The sequence below is a fragment of the Burkholderia sp. WTPI3 genome (genome assembly GCF_021483755.1).
In the GTDB taxonomy this organism is placed as follows: Bacteria; Pseudomonadota; Gammaproteobacteria; order Burkholderiales; family Burkholderiaceae; genus Burkholderia.
The window spans coordinates 41,706-62,612 of record NZ_JAGIXF010000041.1 but is presented as its reverse complement, the minus strand read 5'-3'; the positions used below and the strand labels follow the sequence as shown (position 1 = coordinate 62,612).

At 68.4% G+C, this 20,907-nt stretch carries 21 protein-coding genes and 1 riboswitch; of the genes, 7 read left to right on the top strand and 14 right to left on the bottom strand.

Features of this window, described 5'->3' with window-relative positions; all coding sequences use genetic code 11:
• From J7024_RS21815 to arfB, 3 genes are all read left to right on the top strand, one after another.
• A partial coding sequence (locus J7024_RS21815) for a 3'-5' exonuclease (RefSeq protein ID WP_234745485.1) occupies positions 1–1,761 on the top strand: 1,761 nt, incomplete at its 5' end.
• On the top strand, positions 1,758–4,085 hold the full coding sequence (locus tag J7024_RS21810) for an AAA family ATPase (RefSeq protein WP_234745483.1): 2,328 nt from the start codon (positions 1,758–1,760) through the stop codon (positions 4,083–4,085). The genes J7024_RS21815 and J7024_RS21810, both read left to right, overlap by 4 nt.
• A complete protein-coding gene (gene arfB / locus J7024_RS21805) occupies positions 4,082–4,486 on the top strand; it encodes an alternative ribosome rescue aminoacyl-tRNA hydrolase ArfB (RefSeq protein WP_124829646.1) in 405 nt (134 codons plus the stop codon). Before J7024_RS21810 ends, arfB begins: the two co-directional genes overlap by 4 nt.
• Positions 4,487–4,533: 47 nt before the next feature.
• On the opposite strand, the gene J7024_RS21800 is transcribed toward arfB, so the two are convergent.
• The 5 genes from J7024_RS21800 to thiC all read right to left on the bottom strand — a co-directional run bounded on the left by J7024_RS21800 (position 4,534) and on the right by thiC (position 10,060).
• Complete coding sequence (locus tag J7024_RS21800) at positions 4,534–5,814, bottom strand: EAL domain-containing protein (protein ID WP_124829645.1); 1,281 nt, start codon at positions 5,812–5,814, stop codon at positions 4,534–4,536.
• Positions 5,815–6,142: 328 nt separating this feature from the next.
• Positions 6,143–7,069 (bottom strand): DMT family transporter, encoded by a 927-nt coding sequence (locus J7024_RS21795; protein ID WP_124829643.1) that lies wholly within the window; start codon positions 7,067–7,069, stop codon positions 6,143–6,145.
• 132 nt (positions 7,070–7,201) lie between these two features.
• On the bottom strand, positions 7,202–7,450 hold the full coding sequence (locus tag J7024_RS21790) for a hypothetical protein (protein ID WP_124829642.1): 249 nt from the start codon (positions 7,448–7,450) through the stop codon (positions 7,202–7,204).
• A 223-nt stretch (positions 7,451–7,673) separates the two neighbouring features.
• Complete coding sequence (locus tag J7024_RS21785) at positions 7,674–7,886, bottom strand: glycine zipper 2TM domain-containing protein (RefSeq protein WP_096502922.1); 213 nt, start codon at positions 7,884–7,886, stop codon at positions 7,674–7,676.
• A 242-nt stretch (positions 7,887–8,128) separates the two neighbouring features.
• Entirely contained in the window at positions 8,129–10,060 is a 1,932-nt protein-coding gene (gene thiC / locus J7024_RS21780; RefSeq protein WP_124829641.1) for a phosphomethylpyrimidine synthase ThiC, read from the bottom strand.
• A 124-nt stretch (positions 10,061–10,184) separates the two neighbouring features.
• Positions 10,185–10,301: riboswitch (TPP riboswitch) on the bottom strand.
• A gap of 266 nt (positions 10,302–10,567) precedes the next feature.
• On the opposite strand from thiC, the gene J7024_RS21775 reads away from it, so the two are divergent.
• From J7024_RS21775 to J7024_RS21765, 3 genes are all read left to right on the top strand, one after another.
• A complete protein-coding gene (locus J7024_RS21775) occupies positions 10,568–10,816 on the top strand; it encodes a pentapeptide MXKDX repeat protein (protein ID WP_175761291.1) in 249 nt (82 codons plus the stop codon).
• Positions 10,817–10,914: 98 nt separating this feature from the next.
• Complete coding sequence (locus J7024_RS21770; protein WP_124829639.1) at positions 10,915–11,547, top strand: cytochrome b/b6 domain-containing protein; 633 nt, start codon at positions 10,915–10,917, stop codon at positions 11,545–11,547.
• Positions 11,548–11,576: 29 nt separating this feature from the next.
• Positions 11,577–12,365: a molybdopterin-dependent oxidoreductase gene (locus J7024_RS21765; RefSeq protein WP_124829638.1), complete on the top strand. Its 789-nt coding sequence runs from the start codon at positions 11,577–11,579 to the stop codon at positions 12,363–12,365.
• 43 nt (positions 12,366–12,408) lie between these two features.
• On the opposite strand, the gene J7024_RS21760 is transcribed toward J7024_RS21765, so the two are convergent.
• The 3 genes from J7024_RS21760 to J7024_RS21750 all read right to left on the bottom strand — a co-directional run bounded on the left by J7024_RS21760 (position 12,409) and on the right by J7024_RS21750 (position 13,437).
• Positions 12,409–12,690 carry a helix-turn-helix domain-containing protein gene (locus J7024_RS21760; protein ID WP_124829637.1) on the bottom strand — a complete coding sequence of 94 codons (282 nt, stop codon included), beginning with the start codon at positions 12,688–12,690 and terminating at the stop codon, positions 12,409–12,411.
• Positions 12,687–13,040, bottom strand: a complete 354-nt coding sequence (locus tag J7024_RS21755; RefSeq protein ID WP_199568643.1) for a type II toxin-antitoxin system RelE/ParE family toxin — start codon at positions 13,038–13,040, stop codon at positions 12,687–12,689. Before J7024_RS21755 ends, J7024_RS21760 begins: the two co-directional genes overlap by 4 nt.
• A 109-nt stretch (positions 13,041–13,149) precedes the next feature.
• On the bottom strand, positions 13,150–13,437 hold the full coding sequence (locus J7024_RS21750; protein WP_175751063.1) for a hypothetical protein: 288 nt from the start codon (positions 13,435–13,437) through the stop codon (positions 13,150–13,152).
• 97 nt (positions 13,438–13,534) lie between these two features.
• Between J7024_RS21750 and J7024_RS21745 the strand changes: the two genes are divergently transcribed.
• The gene (locus J7024_RS21745; protein WP_124829635.1) at positions 13,535–14,740 is read left to right on the top strand and encodes an EamA family transporter; all 1,206 of its coding nucleotides are present in this window, start codon (positions 13,535–13,537) and stop codon (positions 14,738–14,740) included.
• An 18-nt stretch (positions 14,741–14,758) separates the two neighbouring features.
• Here J7024_RS21745 and J7024_RS21740 read toward each other — a convergent pair whose 3' ends face one another.
• From J7024_RS21740 to J7024_RS21715, 6 genes are all read right to left on the bottom strand, one after another.
• Positions 14,759–15,958 (bottom strand): MFS transporter, encoded by a 1,200-nt coding sequence (locus J7024_RS21740; RefSeq protein WP_175751088.1) that lies wholly within the window; start codon positions 15,956–15,958, stop codon positions 14,759–14,761.
• 223 nt (positions 15,959–16,181) lie between these two features.
• Entirely contained in the window at positions 16,182–17,006 is an 825-nt protein-coding gene (locus J7024_RS21735) for a phosphodiesterase (RefSeq protein WP_175761295.1), read from the bottom strand.
• 38 nt (positions 17,007–17,044) lie between these two features.
• The gene (locus J7024_RS21730) at positions 17,045–18,076 is read right to left on the bottom strand and encodes an ABC transporter ATP-binding protein (protein ID WP_234745480.1); all 1,032 of its coding nucleotides are present in this window, start codon (positions 18,074–18,076) and stop codon (positions 17,045–17,047) included.
• A 23-nt stretch (positions 18,077–18,099) separates the two neighbouring features.
• On the bottom strand, positions 18,100–18,996 hold the full coding sequence (locus tag J7024_RS21725; RefSeq protein ID WP_175751090.1) for an ABC transporter permease: 897 nt from the start codon (positions 18,994–18,996) through the stop codon (positions 18,100–18,102).
• Positions 18,997–19,006: 10 nt separating this feature from the next.
• On the bottom strand, positions 19,007–19,831 hold the full coding sequence (locus tag J7024_RS21720; protein ID WP_175751091.1) for an ABC transporter permease: 825 nt from the start codon (positions 19,829–19,831) through the stop codon (positions 19,007–19,009).
• Between the two features lie 17 nt (positions 19,832–19,848).
• Positions 19,849–20,877, bottom strand: coding sequence for an ABC transporter substrate-binding protein (locus J7024_RS21715; protein WP_124829629.1), 1,029 nt, complete (start codon positions 20,875–20,877; stop codon positions 19,849–19,851).
• Positions 20,878–20,907 lie beyond the last annotated feature (30 nt).

Sequence of the window (20,907 nt, the reverse complement as noted above, 5' to 3'; positions counted from 1 at the left end):
CATGAAGCATCCGACAGCGCCGATGCGATGAGCTGGGTCGAGCGCTTTTCGCGCTATCGGCTGCTGTGGCGGGAACGCGGCTTCGCGGTGATGTGGCGCACGTTCACGCGCGAACTGCGCATCGCCGAGCGGCTGATGTCCGGTGCGAACGGCGAGCGCCGCGTGACCGATATCAATCACCTGGCCGAACTGACGCAGGCCCGCGCGTCCGCGCAGCCGGGCATCGCGCCGACGTTGCGCTGGCTTGCCGCGCAACGGCTCGACGGCGGCGGAGAGGAAGCGCAGTTGCGTCTTGAATCCGACCGCAACCTCGTGCAGATCGTGACCGTGCACAAGTCGAAGGGTCTCGAATACGCGGTCGTGTTCTGCCCGTTCCTGAACGATGGCGGCCTGCGCGAACCGCCTGCATCGGGGCTGCCCGACGCGCGCGAGTATCACGACGATGCGGGCGACGCGGTGCTGCATTACGGGTGCGACGACGAAGCCGCCGCGCATGCGGCGCGCCAGGCGTTGCGCGAGCAGGCGGCGGAACGCGCGCGGCTCGTCTACGTGGCGCTCACGCGCGCGGTCTATCGATGCTATCTCGTCGCCGGGCCGTATCTGTCGTCGCGGTCGACGCGCGAGGCGCGGCGCAGCGTGCTCAACTGGCTCGTCGCGGGCGCCGGTCAGTCGTTCGACGCGTGGCTCGACGAGCCGCCCGACGAAGCGGCGCTCGACGCTGCATGGCGGGCACTGGCGGGCGGCCCCGTGAGCGTCGCGCCGTTGCCGGTGCCCGCGCGTCGCGAACGCCTCGCGGCCGGGCACGATGCGTCGCAGACGCTCGCGGCCCGTCATTCGACGCGCGTGCTGCGCGATGCGTGGCGGATGGCGAGCTTCAGTTCGCTGACCGCGTCGATGGCGCGCGAGGAGGCCGGTGTCGCGATCGTGCCGGACGACGAGCTGCGGCCCGATCACGATGCGCTTGCCGCGGTCGTACCGGACGGCGAATTCGCCATGGCCGACCCGGTCACGGCCGAGCCGCCGGACGATGACATCCTTGTGTTTCCGCGTGGCGCGGCCGCCGGCGAATGCCTGCACCGCCTGTTCGAACTGAGCCGTTTCAAGGAGCCCGACTCGTGGCACCGGGCCGCGCTCGGCGCGCTGCACGACCGGCCGGTCGAGGCCGAACCCGAACTCGGGGTGCGGCTGCCGGCGATGATGGCGCGGCTCGTTGGCGACGTCGTCAGCACGGAGCTCGTGCCGGGCATGCGGCTTGCGGATCTCGATCCGGCGAAGCGGCTCGACGAAATGGGGTTCCTGTTCCCGGCGCCGTCGCTCGAGCTGGGCGCGCTGCGCCGGCTGCTGGTTGCGCACGACTATCCGGACGTTGCGCTGGAGGCGGGCATGCTCGCCGGTTTCATCAAGGGTTTCATCGACATGATCGTCGAACACGACGGCCGGTTCTGGATCGTCGACTGGAAGTCGAACCATCTCGGCAATACGCCCGATGCCTACGGCCCGCGCGCGCTCGACGTCGCGATGGCCGATCACGCGTATCACCTGCAGGCGCTGCTCTACACGGTCGCGCTGCATCGCTATCTGCGCGGGCGGCTGCCCGATTACGACTACGACACGCATATCGCGGGCTACCTGTACCTGTTCGTGCGCGGCGTGCGGCCCGGCTGGCGCAGCGGCGGCGAGCCGGCCGGCGTGCATGCGCGGCGGCCCGCGCGCGAACTCGTCGACGCGCTCGACCGGATGATGGAAGGGGGCCGCGCATGAACGTCTCCGACGATACGCTCGAATTCACCGGCGGCCTCGTTGCGCGGCTGCCCGAGCCGGCCGATTTCGGCATCGCACTCGCGGAAGGATTCGCGCGCCGCATCGGCGACCTGTCGCGCCGCGCGGGCGCGCCGGCCGCGGCCGCGCGCTGGGCCGCGCGTGCCGCATTCGCGACGAGCCGCGCGACGGCGGGCGGCCACGTGTGCGTGTCGCTCGGCGCGCTCGCGCAGCGCTACGAGGAACCGCTCGACGACGTGCGCGCAGCGCTTGCCGCGAGCGGCGTGGTGGCATTCGGCACGCTTGCTCGCGGCGACGAGCGGCCGCTGATCGTCGACCGGCACGATCATTTGTATCTGTCGCGCTATTTCGACTACGAGCGGCGGCTCGCCGATGCGCTCGTCGCGCAGGCCGGCGAAGCCGCGCTCGACGACGCGTTGTCGCCCGAGCGGCTGCGCGACAGCCTCGCGCGCTACTTCGGGCCGGCGACGGGCGAAGTGGACTGGCAGCGCGTCGCGGCGATCGTCGCGCTGACGGGGCGCGTGACGATCGTCAGCGGCGGCCCCGGCACCGGCAAGACGACGACCGTCGTCGGCGTGCTGGCGTGCCTGCTCGACGCGCATCCGGGGTTGCGCATTGCGCTGGCGGCCCCCACCGGCAAGGCCGCGCAGCGTCAGGAAGCGCGCTGCACGCGCGGGCAGGCGATCTGCCGCCGGAACTCGCCGCGCGCCTGCCCGACGTCGTACACGCTGCATCGCCTGCTGGGCGGCGGCGGGGCGGCGGGCTTCCGCCACCATCGCGACAATCCGTTGCCGTACGACCTGATCGTGGTCGACGAGGCGTCGATGATCGACGTCGCGCTCGCCGCGCATCTGCTCGACGCGCTCGCGCCGGGCGCGCGGCTGGTGTTGCTCGGCGACAAGGACCAATTGGCCGCGGTCGAGGCCGGCGCGGTGTTCGCCGAACTGAGCGCGCGGCCGACGTTTACTGCCGCGGCGCGCACGCGCATCGCGCAGGCGCTCGGCATCGACGAAGCCGCATTCGTCGCGGCGTTGCCGGTGCCGGACGACGGGCCTGCCGAAACGGGAGCGGCCGCGCGCACGGTTGCGGCCGCAAGCGCGGCGCCGGTCCAGGCGTCCGTACGGGCGTCGTTTACGGCCACGCGCAAGCCGGCGTCGCGACCGAAACCGGATACGCGTCAGGCATCGCTCTTCGACGACGAACCGCAGGACGAGGCGGTTCCGTTGTCCGACACGGCACAGCCGGCCGCTTCACCGCAGCCTGCAGACGCCGCGTCGAGCGACGCCAGCACCGCGACCGATGCCCGCGCGTCCGGAGCAGGTCCCGCTTGGATCGAGGCCGACGAACTCGCATGGCTCGACGCGATCGAACTCGCACCGTTCGATGCGAACGATGCCGCGGATGCGGCGTGGGCGTCGGCCGTCGCAACGCGAGCCGATGAAACCGCGGCAGCGCATCCCGCGCCCGCGCCGCTCGCGGATTGTGTCGTGTGGCTCGAACGCAATTACCGATTCGGTCTCGATTCGCCGATCGGCCGGCTGTCGCTGGCGATTCGCCGCGGCGACGTGCAGGCCGCGCTCGACGCGTTGCCGACGGACGATACGGCCGCCGCGTCGTTCCACGACGATGCGGGCGATACGCTGGCACCGTCGACGGTCGAACGGCTCGCGCGCCGGTTCGGTGCGTACCTTGATGCGTTGCGCGTCGCGCTCGCGGCGCCGGTGCCCGATCCGCTGCCGCTGTTCGATGCGCTCAACCGGTTCCGGATCCTGTGCGCGACGCGCACCGGTTCGCGCGGCGCCGAGCACGTCAATGCGCTCGTGGCCGCGCATGTGCGTCACGCGGCGCGCGTGCCGCTTGCGGTCGGTGCCCACTGGTTCACCGGGCGACCGATCATGGTGACGCGCAACGACTATGCGCTCGGATTGTTCAACGGCGACATCGGCATCGCGTTGCCGGACACGCATGGCGTGCTGCGCGTGTGGTTCCGCCGCGCGGACGGCACCGCGCGCGCGGTGTCGCCCGCGGCGCTGCCGCCGCACGAAACGGCATTCGCGCTCACCGTCCACAAATCGCAGGGTTCGGAATTCGACGAGGCCGCGCTCGTGCTGCCGGCCTCGTTCGGCCGCGTGCTCACGCGCGAACTCGTCTATACGGCCGTCACGCGCGCCCGTACGCGCGTGCAGGTGATCGGTCCGCAGCGCGTGCTGGCACAGGCGGTCGCGACCCGCACGCAACGCGATTCGGGGCTCGCGGCGCGCGTCGACGAGGCGCTCGCGCGTCGTCGCCAGGAGACGTCGCGATGATGATCCGCTATACGCTCGATCCGGCCGAAGTCGAATGGACGGCCGTGCGTGCGCAGGGTGCCGGCGGGCAGAACGTCAACAAGGTGTCGAGCGCGATTCACCTGCGGTTCGACATCCGTGCGTCGTCGTTGCCGCCCGTCATCAAGGAGCGGCTGCTCGCGCTGTCCGACCAGCGCATCACGCGCGACGGCATCGTCGTGATCAAGTCGCAGGAATACCGTACCCAGGAGAAAAACCGCGACGCGGCGCTCGCGCGGCTCGATGCGCTGATCGGCAGCGTCGCATTCACGCCGCGGGCACGGGTCGCGACGCGGCCGACGCGCGCATCGAAGGAGCGGCGGCTCGAACACAAGTCGCGCCGCAGCGCGGTGAAATCGGGAAGAGGGAAGGTCGTCGACTGACGAAAGTGCGGTAGGCGCGGCACGCAGCGGAGAACTGCCGTGCCCCGTTACCGCATCACGGTTCCCGCGCTGTCGAGTACGAAATCGACGCAGAACACGACCAGGCGGCTCTGCACACGAATCGCAACCGCCGCCGTGTAGCAGTCGCGGCCTTCCGTCAGCGAGAAGTGCGGACCCATCAGCGCGACGCGCCCCGGCGCGGCGATCGCGCGCTGGAAGTACGGCCGTCGCGACCAGTTGCTGTGGGTTTCGGGAAACAGCGGCGAAAGGCGGGTGGCGCCCGCGTGGCCGTCCTCGGGGCGCGCACCGATCGACGGCAGGAACTGCTCGCCGATCTCGTCCGTGACGAACACGCGTCGCGCGGCTGGCACGGCAAATACACGCTGCGCGGCATCGTTCAGGTTGCCGCTCGCCGCGAACGCGGCCGCGCCGGCAAGCACGAGCCGCTCGATCGCGTCGAAGCCGGGTTGTTCGGCGATGACCGGCGTATGCCGGTGAGCGATGAAGCGCTGCCACGCGGCGTCGAGCATCGCGGGCGCCGCGGCGCTCGCATGCGCGATCGATGCATCGGGCTGGCCGAACTGGAAGCCCTGGACGAAATCGATGTCGGCCTCCATCAGCGCCTGCAGTGCGTCGTCGCTTTCGACACCCTCGGCGAGCACCATCGCGCCGGCCTGATGGAGCATCGACACGAGGTGACGCATGATGCGGCGATCGTCGGCCGACCACGTCGCGCGCTCGACGAGCGAACGATCCAGCTTGACGATATCGGGTCGCGCGCGCCACACACGGTCGAAATTCGAGAATCCGGTGCCGAAATCGTCGATCGCGATCAGGAAGTCGCGATGCTGGATCATGTCGATCGTGCGCGCGAGTGCGGCTTCGTCGCGTGCCGGCTGTTCGACGACTTCCAGCACGATGCGGTTCGGCGGCAGCGCGAAATGCCGGCACAGCGCCTCGACGAATTCGCGTTGCACGAGGCCCGAATCGAGCACGCGCGGCGTCACGTTCAGGAACAGCCAGCCGTCGCCGATGCCTTGCGAGACGAAATTGGCTGTATGCAGGCAGCGGGCGAGCCGGTCGAGCAGCAGCGCGTCGGCTTCGGCGCGTGTCCTGTCGAACAGCGCGATCGGCGAGAGCAGCGTGCCGTCCGTGTCCACGACGCGCAGCAGCGCTTCGTAACCGACCACGCGCTTGTGCGTGATCGACAGCACCGGTTGAAACACGCTGCGCAGCGTCGTGTTGCGATAGGTGGCGAACCAGCCGCTCGGGGTTGGCTTGAGGCGTTCGAGCAGGGAATCGAGCGAGAGGTCGCGAGGGGGCTTCATGTCAACGGTGCCCGGCGAACGGGGGGGCGGTATCGTGCCGCCACGCTGAAGCAGTCGCACGCGCAGGTGGACGCGAAAGAACGTGGCGCATCGTAACCGCCTTCTGCGGATGAGTATTCCGAGTGTAACGGGAACGGGGCGACTCGCGTATCAGGGTAACTCCAGACGCAAACGCTAAACAGGCGCCGGGCCGGCGCCATTGCGCGAGAACGACGGAATCTAACGAAGAGGGTGCCGAAACGCCGGCCGGGCGGTCGCGAGCGGCCATCGACCGACAGCGCGGTCGCGGGAAACCCGACGAGCAACAGCGCGGCCGCCCTCGCGCGGCTCAGGCCGCTTTGCCGCCGCGCGTGCGCAGGCCGGGAATTCGCTTGATCACGCCGGTCGCGAGCGCGGTGCCGACCAGCACGATCGCGCAGCCTTCGATCATCACGACCGACACGCGCTCGCCGAGGAACAGTGCGCCCCACAGCAGGCCGAACACGGGAATCACGAACGTGACGGTAATCGCGCGGGACGGCCCGATATGCGAGATCAGGAAGAAGTAGATGAAATACGCGATACCCGTACATGCGATGCCGAGCGCGAGCACGGCGCCCCATGCGTGCGCGCTGACCGTCGCGGCCGGCCAGGTCGCGATCGCGAACGGCAGCAGCAGCACGGTCGAGCCGATCATGCTGCCGGTCGCGTTGACGAGCGGGTCGACGCCGGTGAGCTTGCGCTTCGTGTAGTTGGCCGCGATCCCGTACAGCAGCGTCGCGCCGAGCGCCGCGGCGGCCGCGAGCGCGGTTGTACTGGCGCCGGTACTGCCGTGCGCGTTCGCGATCTGGTTCCACACGAGCGTGAGCACGCCGGCAAAGCCGATCACGAGGCCGAGCGTGCGCGGCAGCGACAGCGTGTCCTTCAGCCATACATATGCGACGAGCGCGCCCCACAGCGGGGCCGTCGCGTTGATCACCGACGTCACGCCGGCCGACAGCGTCAACTCGGCATAGGCGAACAGGCAGAACGGCGCACCCGAGTTCAGTACGCCGACGACGAACAATGGCACCGCGTGCTGGCGCAGCCGGGCGGCGAGTTCGGCCGGCTTGAAGCGGGTCAGCGCGAGGCCGATCAGGAACAGCGCGCCGATGCCCACCCGCAGAGCCATCAGTGGGGCGACGCCGAATTCAGCGACGCCGATCCGGATGAACAGGAACGACGCGCCCCACAGGGCGGCGAGGATGGTGAGCAGAAAGGCGTTCTTGGGCGACATCGATCGTGAAGGGCGAGGGGACGGGATGCGATGGATCTTACACCGCGTTACCGCACCGTCGTTTCACGATTGGATGAAACGGCAAGAAACCGGAGATGCTCGTCGCGGGCCGTGCAGGCAAGCCGGACGCGCTCAGTGATGGCGCCACCCGCCGTGTCCGCCGAAACCGAAGTTCAGCGACATCGACGGGCCCCAATAGCCGCCCCATGCCGGCGCATAGGCGGGCGCCGGATAGTAGTACGCGGGGCCGGGATCGACATACACGGGCGCCGGCTGGACGGGCGCCGCCGCGTAATAGCCGGGCGGATAGTAGCCATACGGGTAGTAGCAGCCGGCGAGTGTCGCGCACGCGAGTGCTGCGGCGACGAAGGTCCTGGTCATGATATCTCTCCGGCGGCGCCGGCAATCGGCAGATGCTTAAGCTTAGGCCGCGCGGCGATGACACGGGGCGCAAAACGGTAACGGATCATTTCCGTAGGCGCCGGCGGCCGCCGCACGGCAATCCGGGCGCCACATGCAAAAAACGGCGCTTCTGCACCGCGGAAACGCCGTCTGCCGGAACAGCGCCGCGTGTCGCGCGGCGAGGGGCGGGATACCGGGGCCGTTACTTGCCGACCTGGTTGCCGATGATGCCGCCGGCCGCCGCGCCGCCCAGCGTCGACAGCGCACTGCCGCCGATCGCCGCGCCGGCCACGCCGCCGACGCCCGCGCCGATAGCCGTATCGCGCTGACGCCGTGACATCGAATCGCAGGCCGACAGGCTGGCCACCGTCGCGACGAGCAACGCGCATACCCCAAAACGCCGAATCGTATTCATGATCGTTGTCCTTGTGGTAGTGAACGGAGGGCGCGCGACCGGCTGGCGGCCGCGCATGAACCCAATCTACCCGTCGTTCCCCGACGGCGCTGTAAGGACTTGTTAAGGCTCCGGCGGTTTCGTAATCATTTGTTTCGTTTGGGGCGGCAGGCACGCGGCATGCGTTGCCGGGACGCAAAAAAGCCCGCTCGAAAGCGGGCTTCGCGCGGTGCGATGCGGTCCGTGCGGACCGCCGCGAACGCTTATTGACGGTGATAGATCTCGGAGCCGGTCTTCACGAACTCGACCGCCTTGACTTCCATCCCCTTCTTCAGCGCTTCGGTTTCCGACACGCCTTGCTGCGCTGCGAACTCGCGCACGTCCTGCGTGATCTTCATCGAGCAGAAGTGCGGGCCGCACATCGAGCAGAAGTGGGCGACCTTCGCCGAATCCTTCGGCAGCGTCTCGTCGTGGAATTCGCGTGCCTTGTCCGGGTCCAGACCGATGTTGAACTGGTCTTCCCAGCGGAACTCGAAGCGCGCCTTCGACAGTGCGTTGTCGCGCACTTGCGCGCCCGGGTGGCCCTTGGCGAGGTCGGCGGCGTGCGCGGCGAGCTTGTACGTGATGATCCCTTCCTTCACGTCGTCCTTGTTCGGCAGCCCGAGGTGTTCCTTCGGCGTCACGTAGCAGAGCATCGCGGTGCCGAACCAGCCGATCATCGCGGCGCCGATGCCCGACGTGATGTGGTCGTAGCCTGGTGCGATGTCGGTGGTCAGCGGCCCGAGCGTGTAGAACGGCGCTTCCTTGCACCAGTCGAGCTGGAGATCCATGTTCTCCTTGATCAGTTGCATCGGCACGTGGCCGGGGCCTTCGATCATCACCTGCACGTCGTGCTTCCACGCGATCTGCGTGAGTTCGCCGAGCGTCTTCAGCTCGCCGAGCTGCGCTTCGTCGTTCGCGTCGTAGATCGAGCCGGGGCGCAGGCCGTCGCCGAGCGAGAAGCTCACGTCGTACGCCTTCATGATCTCGCAGATCTCTTCGAAGTGTTCGTACAGGAAGCTTTCCTTGTGATGCGCGAGGCACCACTTTGCCATGATCGAGCCGCCGCGCGACACGATGCCCGTCATCCGGTTCGCGGTGAGCGGTACGTACTGCAGGCGCACGCCAGCGTGGATCGTGAAGTAGTCGACGCCTTGCTCGGCCTGCTCGATCAGCGTGTCGCGGAAGATTTCCCAGGTGAGATCCTCGGCCTTGCCGTTGACCTTTTCCAGCGCCTGGTAGATCGGCACCGTGCCGATCGGCACCGGGCTGTTGCGGATGATCCACTCGCGCGTTTCATGGATGTGCTTGCCGGTCGACAGATCCATCACCGTGTCGCCGCCCCAGCGGATCGCCCACGTCATCTTGTCGACTTCCTCGCCGATCGACGACGTGACGGCCGAGTTGCCGATGTTCGCGTTGATCTTCACGAGGAAGTTGCGGCCGATGATCATCGGCTCGGATTCCGGGTGGTTGATGTTCGCGGGGATGATCGCGCGGCCGCGTGCGATTTCGTCGCGCACGAATTCCGGCGTGATCTCGGCCAGTGCGTTCGCGCCGAAGGCCGCGGCGCCGAACGCCTGGCCCGGATGCTGGCGGCCCATCATCGCGGCAAGCTTCTCGCCGTTCGGGCCGCTCGCCTTCAGGCTCTCGATGTACTCGGCGCGGCGCTGGTTCTCGCGGATCGCGATGTATTCCATTTCCGGCGTGATGATGCCCTGGCGCGCATAGTGCATCTGCGTGACGTTCTTGCCGGGCTGGGCGCGGCGCGGGTTGCGGTGCAGGCCCGGGAAACGCAGGTCGGCGGTGGCCGGGTCGGCCGCGCGCTCGAGGCCGTACCGGCTCGACAGGCCGGAGAGCACTTCGGTGTCGCCGCGTGCTTCGATCCAGCCCTGGCGCAGCGCGGGCAGGCCCGCGCGGATGTCGATCTTCGCGTCCGGATCGGTGTAGGGGCCCGACGTGTCGTACACGTAGATCGGCGGATTCTTTTCGCCGCCGAAGCCGGTCGGTGTGTCGGCCTGCGTGATTTCGCGCATCGGCACGCGGATGTCGGGCTGCGAGCCGGTGACATAAACCTTGCGCGAGTTGGGCAGCGGCGCGACGGCAGCCGCGTCGACGTGGGCGTCGGCAGACAGAAACTTCGGATTGGCGTTCATGCAATCTCCTGTGTGAGCGCCGGACAGGCGCTTCGGCGCTTGCCCGGAGCCCTTGACGAATGTGGGGCTCGAGCTAAGCAGGAGACGAGGTTTGGTGAGGCGGCGGATTTCGTCAGAAGGATGGCGGCGAAATCCGTACGCTTCCCTGCGCTGGCATTATCCAGATCAGGTTCAAAGGGTATTTCTCACCCGCAATGCCGGTTGTTTGACCGAGCGCATTGCAGGACCCCCGCGTTAGCAAGGGCACACGATACACCGGCTTGGCGGCGGTTTCAACCGGCAGTGGATCGGCCGCCTCGTGCGGCTGCAGCATGGCGGGTGGTGCGATGTCCCGTCGAAGGGGCAGCGTGCGTGGCCGCACGGTTCCATGGCTCGACCGGCAGCGGCGAAGCGGTGCAACATGGCACGCCTTCGCGCGGCCTCAAAAATATTTCGCAGCGGCTGTCATTTCCCGCGACGTCGTCCGTCTATTCTGCTCCTTAAACCCATGTTCAATGGAGAGATGTCATGAAAAAGGTACTGATCGCCGCCTGTGTCGCTGCTTTCACCACGCTTGCAACGGGCGCATATGCGCAGAACGACGCGATGTCGCAAAACGGTTCGTCGATGTCGAAGGACGCGATGGGCCACGACGCGATGGCGAAGGATGCAATGGGTCACGATGCGATGAAGAAGCACGGCATGAAGAAGCACGACGCGATGAAGAAGGACGCGATGGGCAAGTCGTCGGGCGACAAGATGGCGCCGTCGAACTGACGAAGCCAGGCAGCGGCGCGGCCGGCGCGTGTGCTGGACGACGGCCGCCCGCGTTTCGTTTTGTCTCGTCTCGTCGACGCGTTCCGGGAGTCTTCATCATGCAAACCGTTCCCGCCACCGGCCGCGCGGCCGCTGCGCCGCCCACGCGCCCGATTCATCCGCTGTGGGTGCGTGCGAGCCACTGGCTCAACGCGCTCGCGGCCATCCTGATGGCGCTGTCCGGCTGGCGCATCTACGATGCGTCGCCGATCTATCCGCCGTTCGTATTTCCGCACGGCATCACGCTTGGGGGCTGGCTCGGCGGCGCGCTGCAATGGCATTTCGCGGCGATGTGGCTGCTCGTCGGCAACGGGTTGTTCTATCTGACGATGTCGATCGCGACCGGCCGCCTTGCGCGCAAGATGCTGCCCGTCACGCCGGCGTCCGTGTGGCGCGACGTGCGCGCCGCGTTGCGCGGCCGGCTCGCGCACGACGATTTGAGCGTCTACAACGCGGTGCAGCGTGCCGCGTACCTGGTCGCGATCGTCGACCTGGTCGTGCTGGTGCTGTCCGGGCTGACGATCTGGAAGTCGGTGCAGTTTCCTCTGCTGCGCGAACTGTTTGGCGGTTACGACAACGCGCGCGTCGTGCATTTCTGGGCGATGTCGCTGCTCGTCGCGTTCGTCGTCGTGCACGTCGCGATGGCGCTGCTGGTGCCGCGCTCGTTGCTCGCGATGCTGCGCGGGCGTTGACCGGTCAACGCCGGGTAAAGGAAATCATCATGTCGGAATCCGAATACAGGCGCGACGGTTCGCGCTGGACGCTCGACCGCAAGTCGCTCGAACTCGACGTGCGCCGCGAACTGGAGATGCCGTCGCGACGGCTGTTCAATCGCCGCATCCTGACTCTCGGCGGCCTGACGATGCTGACCGGCTGCACGCTGCAGGACGACGCATCGGTCAACACGTTTCTCGAGCGGGTATCGCGGCTGAACGATCGCGTGCAGGCCTGGCTGTTCAGCGGCGACCGGCTCGCACCGACCTACGCCGAATCCGACATCACGCGGCCGTTCCCGTTCAATGCGTATTACGGCATCGACGACGTGCCGCACGTCGACGCATCGACGTACCGGCTCGTGCTGTCGGGCAGCGTGACGGGCAAGCGCGTATGGACGCTCGACGAGCTGTATGCGCTGCCGCACGCAGAGCAGATCACGCGGCACATCTGCGTGGAAGGGTGGAGCGCGATCGGCCGCTGGGGCGGCACGCCGTTCGGCGCGTTTCTGGCACGCGCCGGCGCCGACACGCACGCGAAATACGTCGGCTTCAAATGTGCGGACGATTACTACGAAAGCATCGACATGCCGACTGCGCTGCATCCTCAGACGCTGCTCGCATTCGACTACGACGGCCATCGCCTGCCGCCCGAATTCGGCTTTCCGATGAAGCTGCGGATGCCGACCAAGCTCGGCTACAAGAATCCGAAACACATCATGGAAATCTTCGTGACCGACACTTACCCGGGCGGCTACTGGGTCGATCAGGGGTACAACTGGTTCGGCGGATCGTGATCGGCGGGGCACGGATGCGCCCGCCGCCGTGCGTCACGGGGCGTCACGCGGATTCGCGGACCTGAAGGTCGACGCGCAGGCCGACTGCCGCCGCCATGTTCACGAGCGCGTCGAGCCCGAACAGGTTGATCTTGCCGCGCAGCAGATCGGAGACGCGCGGCTGCGTGACGCCGAGCTGTGTCGCGGCTTGGGCCTGGCTGAGTTCGAGTTGCGCGATGCGCTGCTTGAGCGCGATCATCAGCTCGGAGCGCAGCTTCATGTTCTCGGCCTCGGCCGGCTGGCCCTCGATTGCATCCCAGACATTCGAATAGCGTTCGGTGCTCATCGTTTCCTCTCCATCGTCAGCGCACGATAGCGCCGGGTGGTCAGTTCGATATCGGCCTTGCAGGTGCGTGCCGATTGCTTGCGAAAGCAGTGCAGCACGTAGATCGCGTCGGCGAAGGCCGCGACGTAGACGATCCGGAATGCGCCGCTCGCATCGCGCAACCGGATTTCCCGCACGCCGGGGCCGACGGTGCGCATCGGCTTCCAGTCGTCGGGCGCCAGGCCGCGCTGCACCTGATCGATCTGATGGCCGGCTTCGCGGCGCGCCGGCAGCGGAAAGCCGCGCAGCGCGTCCAGCGCACTGCCGACGAAGACAACCGGCTTCGGCGGAAGAATGGTGGAATTATACAAAATTTTGTATGTACGGTGTGCGTATCGGATGAACGGAATGTCGGCGCCGCATGGGCATGCCGACCGTCACGATAAGCGCGCGGCGATCCTCGAAGCGCATGACTGGCCATCAGGCCGGGGTATCGATCGCGAAGTGCGGGAAGGGCGCGCGCAGGGCATTCGACACGCCCGCGCGGCGCGCATCCGGCTTCGGATCCGGCACGTCCGGCGGCCCGAAAATGTCGCGCCGAAACATCAGTCGATATCCTTTCAGACGGGTCCGACGATGCTTTCGAATCCTTGATGCCATAATGCCGAACGTGCGCAGCCGAAGTGGTTTGCGCACGTTTTTTTGTCCCTCTGCCGCCGCTTGCCGGTTCCTATTCGTCGCCGTTCGCACTGCCATGTCGTTCCGCACGTTCGTCTCCGCCTTCCCGGTCCCGTCAGGGCCGTTTGCCGGCATCTCCGGCGTCTTTCAGCGGAGCACGCGACACGTCGTGCGGGCAGGCTGAACGATGACACCGCTCGACCGCCTCCTCGATTTCCTCGCCCGCCTGCCGATCCGCATCCGCCTGCCGCAAAGCCGCGGAGGCCGCGTGGCACTCGCGCTCGTATTCATCTATTTCGTCTGGGGTTCGACGTACAGCGGCCTGCATTTCGCGCTGCAGTCGTTCCCGCCGCTGATGCTGTCGGGGCTGCGCAACCTGCTCGGCGGGATCGGCCTGTTCATCTTCGCGCTGCGGCGCAAGCCCGAATGGCCGACGCTGCTGGAGATCCGCAACTCGGCGATCGTCGGCACGATGCTCGTCGCGCTGTCGTCCGGCACGATCGCGCTCGGCATGCGTACGGTCAGCAGCGGCTCGGCCGCGGTGATGGTTGCCACGGTGCCGCTGTTCGCGACCGTGATCGCGGCGGTCGCGGGACGTCCGGTGACGAAGGGCGAATGGGCGGCCGTCGCGCTCGGGATGGTCGGCATCGTCGTGCTGAATTCGGGTGGCGCGGCTGCCGCGAACTCGGCGCTCGGCACGATCTGCGTGCTGGCCGGCGCGCTGTTCTGGGCAGGCGGCGCGCATCTGGCGACGCGGCTCAAGCTGCCGTCGGACCTGTTCCTGTCGACGTCGCTGCAGATCGGGCTGGGCGGGCTGATGTCGACGATCGCCGCATGGCTGGTCGGCGAGCGCATCGAGCAAGTCGCGGCGGCGCCCGTGTTCGCGTTTCTGTACCTGATGGTGTTCTGCACGATGGCGGCGTATGTCGCGTATGGCTACCTGATTCGCCATACGAGCCCGATCATTGCGAGCAGCTGCATGTACGTGAACCCGATCGTCGCGGTCGCGCTCGGCGCGTTGATGCTCGGCGAACCGGTGACGAAGGCGACCGTGATCGCGACGGTCGCGATCCTCGGCAGCGTCGGGTTGTCGTTCGCATTCGATCCCGCGCGCCGGCCCGCCGCGCGCGCGGCAGCTGCTGCCGCCGCATCGACCGGGGCGCCCGCACCGGCCGTGCACACGCCGTCAGCACCTGTAGCTGCGTTCGCGGCCGAAACCGCACCCGATCAGGCCGTGGTGCCGGATGACGCACCGATCCTGACGCCGTCGGCCGTGACGCTCGCCGTGCCGACCCCGGGGGCGGTCGTGGACCCGGCTGTCGTCATGGATCCGGCGCAGGCGTTCACGCCGCCGCCCGCCGTCGTGCCGACCGAGTCGCGCACCAGCGCGTGATGGCGAGCAGCCGGCCGCTCAGCCGTGGCGTGCGCCGCGATGGTGAAACCAGCCAGCGAGCGCGGTGAACAGCAGCCCGGCCGCGCACATGCCGGTCCAGCCGAACGCGTGCCACGCGGCCACGCCGGCCGACGAGCCGAGCGCGCCGCCGATGAAGTAGCACACCATGTAGACGGTGTTCACGCGACTGCGCGCTTCGGGCTTCAGCGCGTAGATGCGCGACTGGTTCGAAATCTGCGCGGCCTGCACGCCGACATCCAGCACGATCACGCCGATCACGAGTCCGACGAGGCTCGTGCCCGACAGCGCGAAGATCACGAACGATGCCGCCAGCAGAGCGATCGCGAGCGAGATGATCGCGCGCGGGCCGCGCTTGTCCGCGAAGCGGCCCGCGTACGGCGCGGCCAGCGCACCCGCGGCGCCGACGATCCCGAAGAGGCCTGCCGCCTGCGGGCCGAGATGGAACGGCGCGCCTGCGAGCAGCAGCGTCAGCACCGGCCAGAACGCGCTGAACGCGGCGAACAGCGCCGCGCCCGTCAGCGACGCCTCACGCAACCCGCGCAATTCGACCGCCAGGTGCCACATCGAGCCGAGCAGCTTGCCGTACGGCAGTGTCGACGTCGGCGAGCTGCGCGGTAGCCGCAGCACGATCACCGCGGCCAGCGCGACGAGCGCCGCGACCGATGCGGCGAACACCGCCCGCCAGCCGAAATATTCGGCGACGAAGCCGGCCGCCGTCCGCGCGAGCAGGATGCCCAGCAGCAGGCCGCTCATCACGGTGCCGACCGCGTGCCCGCGCTCCGCAGGCGGCGCGATCTCGGCCGCGAACGGCACGGCCTGCTGCGCGATCGTCGCGAGCACGCCGATCGCGAGGCTGGCAGCGGCCAGCACCGTCAGCGACGGCGCGGTCGCGGCCACGATCAGCGCGATCGATAGTCCGGCAATCTGCATCAGAATCAGCCCGCGGCGGTCGAAACGGTCGCCGAGCGGCGCGAGCAGGAACATGCCGGCCGCATAACCGAGCTGCGTGGCGGTCGGCACCGCGCCGATCCACGACGCGCCGTCCGGGAAGGCCGAGCGGAAGCTGTCGAGCAGCGGCTGGTTGTAGTAGATGTTCGCGACCGATACGCCCGCGATCGTCGCGAGCAGCAACAGCAGGCTGCGCGAATAGTGGGGCGAGGCGGCGTCGGTCGGACGGTCGGTGGAAGCGGAAGACATGATCGCAACGGAACGGAGTGAGGTGGCACGGCCGCGGCGCAGCGTCGGTTGCGCGGGCAGCCGGGTGCCGATCGAGGGTGCCGATCATACCGGAGCACCGGGAAATCTGCCGGCCGGGCCCGGGACGGCCCGGTTCAGGCCGTCCCGGTGCCGATGGGCAGCCATCGGCCGATGCGGAGCCTGATTAGCCGCGGCCGTGCGCCGTCGCGTGCGATTCGCGCGCTCAGTCGACCAGTTCGCCGCTCGGTTCGTAGAACGGATAGGGTCCGTCGCTTTCGTCCACATACACGTGATGGGACGTCACCCCCGTTTCCGGCGTATGGAGGTGCACCGCGAACGCCGGCGGCTCGAGCCTGAACGCGGACGGCGCGTCCGCGCGCAGGTCGAACGCGACCTGATGCGCGGGCGCCGGCACGGCCGACGCAAGCGTGCCGCCGAAGCGGGTGAACATCGTCCGGTGCACGTGGCCGCACAGCACGCGCTCGACGTTCGGATGCGCGCGCAGCAACGCATCGAGCTTCGCGGCGGCTGCGGGCGCGAGGCGCAGCGCGTCCATGTGGCCGATCCCGGATGCAAACGGCGGGTGGTGCAGCGCGACGATCACCGGCTGCTCGCGCGCGGCCTCGAGCTGCGCGGCGAGCCAGGCGAGCCGCGCGTCGCACAGGTCGCCGCGGCTCGAGCCGGGTACCTGCGAGTCGAGCGCGAGCACGCGCACCGCGCCGATATCGAGCGCGTACTGCACGAATTCGCCGCCCTGCAATTCCGGGCGATCGGCGAACGCGCGGCGCAGCCCCGCACGGTCGTCGTGATTGCCGATCATCAGGTAATACGGAATCTCGAGCGGCGCGAGCAACGCGCGCAGGTGTCGGTATTCGTCGTCGTGGCCGAAGTCGGTCAGGTCGCCGGTGACGAGCACGGCGTCGGGGCGCGGCACGAGCGCGTTCAGTTTCGCGATGCAGCGCGCGAGCGCGGCCGCCGTGTCGACGCGCCGGTACGCGAGCTGCCCCGGACGCTTGATGTGGAGATCGCTGATTTGGGCTAGCAGCATCGTCGTTCCTCGGAATAGGTGGTTATCGCTGGGCGGCATCACGGGGCGAGCGCGATCAGGTCTTGCGCCGCGATCGCGATGCCGACGGCCGTGCCGCGTGCCAGCTCGATGCGGCCCGGCACGTCGATCACGAGCGCGTCGGGTGCCGCGTGCTCGATCGTGAGCCGCGTGCGCTCGCCGAGGAACGCGCACGCGCCGATCGCGCCGCGCAGCGGCGCGTGCGCGGGATCGGCGAGCTGCGCGTCCTCCGGCCGGAAGAACCATTCGTCGGCGGCGTGCGGCGTGACGATCGAACCGCCGGTCGTCACGAGCGCGCCGTCGCGCCATTGTCCCGCAAGCCTGTTCAGCGTGCCGATGAACTGCGCGACCGTGCGGTTTGCCGGCCGGTAGTAGATGTCGCGCGGCGTGCCGATCTGCTCGATGCGGCCCGCGCCCATCACGACGATCCGGTCGCCGAGCTCCATCGCTTCGGCCTGGTCGTGCGTCACGTACACGGTCGTCACGCCGAGCTCGCGCAGCAGCGCATTCATCTCGCGACGCAGCACGTCGCGCAACTTCGCATCGAGCGCGGTCAGCGGCTCGTCGAGCAGCAACACGCGCGGGCGCACGGCAAGCGCACGCGCGAGCGCCACGCGCTGCCGCTGGCCGCCCGACAGCTGATCGATCGGTTTGTCCGCGTGCGCGTCGAGCCGCATCATCGCGAGCAGTTCGTCGACGCGTTCGCGCAGCACGCGCGGCTCGGTCTTGCGAATCTTCAGTCCATAGCCGACGTTGCCGCGCACCGTCAGGTTCGGGAACAGCGCGTAGTTCTGGAATACCATGCCGACCTGGCGGCGCTCGATCGGCAGTGCGGTCACGTCGTCGGCGCCGAAAGCGATCGTGCCGCCGGCATCCGGCGTGTCGAGGCCCGCGATCAGCCGCAGCGTCGTCGTCTTGCCGCAGCCCGACGGGCCGAGCAGCACCAGCGTTTCGCCCGCGCCGATCGACAGGTCGAGCGGTTCGAGCACGCGCGTGCCGCGGAACGTCTTCGCGCAGCGGGCCAGGGTGATGGGAGTGGAGTCGAGTTTCATGAGAGCGGGAGAGTCAGCGCGGTTCAGCGCGGGCTGCGCTTTACGGCGCGCGTGCCGGACGGATCGACGCCGAGCCATTGCATCGCGACGAGCAGCGGCAGCGTCATCAGCAGGAACACGATCGTGTAGGCGCTGCCGACTTCGAGGCGCAGCGATGCATAGGTGTCGGCGAGTCCGACCGGCAGCGTCTTCGTGTCGGGCGTGTGCAGCATCCACGTGAGGTTGAACTCGCCGATCGACAGCGTGAGTACCGCGAGCGCACCCGCGACGATGCCGGGACGCAGGTTCGGCAGCACGATCGTGATGAAGCGCGTGACGAACGATGCGCCGAGGCTCGCCGCGCCTTCCTCGAGCGTGCGCAGGTCGGCGCCCGCGGCGACGGCCGCGACCGCGCGCACCATGAACGGCAGCGTGAACACCACGTGGCCGACGACGATGAACCACGGGCTCATGCGGAACGCGGTGAACCCGCCGTACACGACCAGCAGCGCGAGCGCCGACGCAAGGCCCGGCAGCGCGACCGGCAGCACCAGCGCCTCCTCGATCACGCGGGCGATGCGGCTCTTGCTGCGCGCGAGCGCATAGCCGGCCGGCACGCCGACGACGAGCACGATCGCGAGCGTCGCGAACGCGACGCCGAGCGACAGCGCGACCGACCCCTGATATTGCTCCCACACTTGCGCGAGCCAGCGCAGCGTGAGGCCGCTCGACAGTCCGCGGAAATAGTTGACGGTGAGGCCCGCGAGCACCGACATCACGACAGGCACGATCAGGAACGCGCACAGCAGCAGCGTGACGCCCCATTGCAGCGCGGCGATCGTACGTGCCCCCGTAACGCGCGGCGCACGTCGGGCGGCGCCGTTCGCGTGCGACGGAGCGGGCGCCGGCGACGGCGCGGAGGAACCGGAAAGCGATTGCATGGAGGAATCCTCAGGCCGCGGCGGCGGCGGTGTGGCCGGTGAACCGGCGCGCGAGCGCGAGCACGACCCACGTGACGACGCCCAGCACGATCGACAGGCCGGCCGCTGTCGCGATGTTCGCATTCAGCGTGAACTCGGTGTAGATCGTCATCGGCAGCACGTTCAGGTCGGTGGCGAGCGTAAACGCGGTGCCGAACGCGCCCATCGCGGTCGCGAAGCAGATCGCGCCGGCCGCGATCAGGCCCGGTGCGAGGGCCGGCAGCACGATGTCGATGAAGATGCGCAACGGCGACGCGCCGAGCGAGCGCGCGGCTTCCTCGAGCGATGCGTCGAGTTTCGACGCGGCCGCGATCACGGTGACGATCACGCGCGGAATCGAGAAGTACAGGTAGCCGACGAACAGTCCGGTCACCGAATACGCGAACACCCACTTGTCGCCGGTGAGCTTCGCGGACAGCATCCCGATCAACCCCTGCCGTCCGGCGAGCATGATCACCATGAAGCCGACCACGACGCCCGGGAACGCGAGCGGAAAGGTGAGCAGCGCGAGCAGCACGCGCTTGCCCGCGAATTCGCGGCGTGCGAGCAGCAGGCCGGAGATCGTCGACAGCGCGAGCGTTGCGAGCGTGACGCCCGCGGACAGCGCCACCGTCTCGGCGAGACTCTTCATGTAGCGCGCGTTGCCGAGCAGCGCTGCGTATTGCGTGAAGAACGCGCCGTCGGCCGAGACCTGCACGAGCGACACCATCGGCAGCAGCCAGAATGCGGCGAACACCGCGAGCGCCGGCGCGACGAGCGCGACACGCCAGCGCAGCGGGAAAGTCAGGTCGAGCATCGCGTGAGTCCGGCCGCTTACTGCATCACCTGCAGGTACTGCAGGCCGAACGCCTGCTGACCGGCGGCCATCTTGCCGAAGTCGACCGGCTTCGCACGCGCGTAGTCGCTCGCCGGCAGGAACTTCGATGCGACGTCCGCGCCGAGCGTCTGCGCGCGCACCGGCCGCAGGTACGCATTCGCCCACAGCTTCTGGCCTTCGTCGGACAGCACGAAGTCGAGCACCTTCTTGCCGTTCGCATCGTGCGGCGCGCCCTTCACGAGGCTCATCACGTACGGCACCGCGATCGTGCCTTCCTGCGGAATCACGAATTCGACGTTGGCGTGATCCTTGTACTTCGCGCGATACGCATCGAAGTCGTAGTCGAGCAGGATCGGAATCTCGCCGGACAGCACGCGCGCGTACGCGGTCTGCTTCGGCACGATCGGCGCGTTCGCCTTCAGTTTGCGGAACCAGTCGAGTGCCGGCTTGAAGTTGTCGAGGCTGCCGCCGAGCGCCTGGTTCACAGCCACCGCGCCTGCATAGCCGACGAACGCGCTCGACGGATCGAGGTAGCCGACCATGCCCTTGTATTCGGGTTTCAGCAGATCGGCCCACGAACGCGGCACCGGCTTGCCGTCGAGCGCGTCCTTGTTCACGAAGAAGCCGAGCGTGCCCGAATGGATCGCGAACCAGTAGCCTTGCGGATCCTTCAGGTTCGCGGGGATGTCGTTCCAGTGCGCGGGCTTGTACGGCGCGATCACGCCCTTGTCCTTCGCCTGGAATGCCGACGACACTCCCAGATAGACGACGTCGGCGACCGGGCTCTTCTGCTCGGCGATCAATTGCGCGATCGCCTGGCCGGAGTTCTTGTTGTCGAACGGCACGCGGATGCCGGTCTTCTGCTTGATCGCCGCGATTTGCGCGGCCCAGTCGGCCCATTCGGGTGGGCAGTTGTAGCAGATCGCTGTTTCGTCGGCGTGGGCGACGGGGGCGAGCGCGACGAGCGCGGCGCATGCGACGGGCGCTGCGAGCACGCGCAGCAGCGAGGTCAGGCGAAAGGACACGGTGGATCTCCGGGCAGGTGTGGGTGTCTG